The sequence below is a fragment of the Rhodococcus sp. C3V genome, from assembly GCF_029269915.1.
GTDB lineage: Bacteria > Actinomycetota > Actinomycetes > Mycobacteriales > Mycobacteriaceae > Rhodococcus_F > Rhodococcus_F qingshengii.
The window spans coordinates 1-1,910 of the sequence record NZ_JARJBE010000043.1; the positions used below are offsets into that span (position 1 = coordinate 1).

General features: G+C 59.5%; 2 protein-coding genes. Both read right to left on the reverse strand.

The window, feature by feature from the left end; translation table 11 throughout:
- Positions 1-181 precede the first annotated feature (181 nt).
- Positions 182-1,255, reverse strand: coding sequence for a hypothetical protein (locus P3G66_RS31670; RefSeq protein WP_276117868.1), 1,074 nt, complete (start codon positions 1,253-1,255; stop codon positions 182-184).
- Between the two features lie 380 nt (positions 1,256-1,635).
- Positions 1,636-1,910 (reverse strand): integrase core domain-containing protein (locus tag P3G66_RS31675; protein WP_276117869.1); only part of this gene is annotated, 275 nt, incomplete at its 5' end.

Consider the following 1,910-nt stretch of genomic DNA (forward strand, 5'->3'; position numbering starts at 1 on the left):
GGATCGGAAACATACTGATGGAAACTGGCCGAAACACCGTTGGCGAGATAGACCCCACGGATCTGAGCGAGAAGGTAGTCCATGAGGACAGGTACGGGAGGTGGCACGGCCCGTGGCGCAACGACCGCAAATCCAGACGTGCGGGGTAAGACCATGAGCGAGATGCGCACGGGCCATTCCTCTAGACCTGCTGAATGCCGTTGGGGGAGAAGGGGAGCAGGTGGCGTCTGCTGGTCGAGTGGATTCGGCGATCACGTTGCCGAACAAGCAGGTTGATTCGTCGGACTGGCCGAACGTCGTCTCCGCTCTCAGGTGACCACTCGCCGGGTATCTGTTGATTGACGAAGGTGAGTTGTGTTTCTGGGATCGAACCGTCAGGTGATCGTTTCGGAAGTTCGTAGGTGAATGTCCGTACGACGTTCAGTGAGTGCCGTACGGGCCCGTAGATGGCGACCGCGACGTCTTCGGCATTGAGAAGGACGATCTGGCCCGGCGACGCCAGGTATTTGCGTCGAGCGCAGTTCCACAGGGAGTCGATGGCGCGGGCGATGAGCAGCGATACCGCCAAGTCCTGGTCTGGCAGTGTGCCGGTGGCGCTCATGAACCATTGCCTGGGTTCGTTTTTGGCACCCGGAAATCGGTTTTTGTGAAGGTAGGTTTGCAGTTGCCCTTGGTGGAGTTGAAGCGGCCCCTGGCCTTCGGTCTCGACGCCGAGGGATGCGTTGTCGACCATGACGTTACTCAGCCCGTGCTTGGCGGCGTTGTAGACAAACGATTCCGCCAGATAACGCTGCGCCGCATATGTCAGCAGCAAGGAAACCGCATCGATACCTTCATTGAAATCGGTTTCGGTGACGTGGATTTGGGAGTCGGCTACGGGCACACCGCCCAGGAAGACCTGCGCGATCTTCTCCCGGTCGAAGCCACTCTCGAGTCCGTGGTCGAGTTTTTGTTTGAACTCGGTGAAGTTGACGGAGGAGGCGATCCCGAGCCACGGGCAGTCTTCTTGTTCGACGTGTGCATAGAACATGCGTAGCAGGGTCTCGGCTGCGTGGTGAACGATAAGGTTCGCTTCAGAGGCAACGAATCTGCGCCGCGCGGCAGCACTCGGAGTATCTGCTGCTTCGAGTGTGACGACTCCGATCTGGCGGGTCGAGGAGAATGCCGGCCGCAGGGCGTCATCGCCGCACAGCATGAGCGAGAGCGATTCGATTCTCATCTTCAGGTATTCGGCCGGATCGGCGTTGTAGAACATGCCGTTTAGCTCGGGAAACTGGGCAGGCGCGAGTGGGAGACGCTCGTGCTGCTCGGACGCTTGCGCGTTTTCGACTTCGAAGAGGGGGACACGAAACTGACTGTATGTCGTGCACGGCGACGACAACTGTCGACGAGTCCGGTGGCGTCGAACGTGGAGATCGGCGGTGCCTTGTCGCACTGTCAGGAATGGTCGCCAGACCAGGACGATCTCGACGTGATTGCTCGGGGACGCATGAGTGTGTTGTGGTTGTCGTGGGTGAAGCTGAACGCCCGTGGGCTGCAGGCTGGCCCGGATGAATGCGCCGCGCTACGCCGCTACCAGCATTGTCGATCAGGATTGGGGTCTGAGTTTACGCAACCTGTAGAGGTTTTCGACCTCTAGGTGTACGAGGCGCGGACGTTAGTTACGCGGTGCCGGCGGTAAGCGGCGGGCGGTCGTCCTCCGCGTGTTGAATGCGGTCGGTGGTAATTGTAGTGAACATTCCAGATTTCGACGGCGGTGCGCCGCTCGGCTTCGCTGGTGTACTCGCGGGAGTGCAGCAGTTCTTCGGCGAGGATACGGTTGTAGCGCTCGACCTTCCCATTGTGTTTCGGGGTGTACGGCTTGATCCGGTAGTGCCGTGCCTCTCGCAGTGAAGATGTGAAACCTGCTG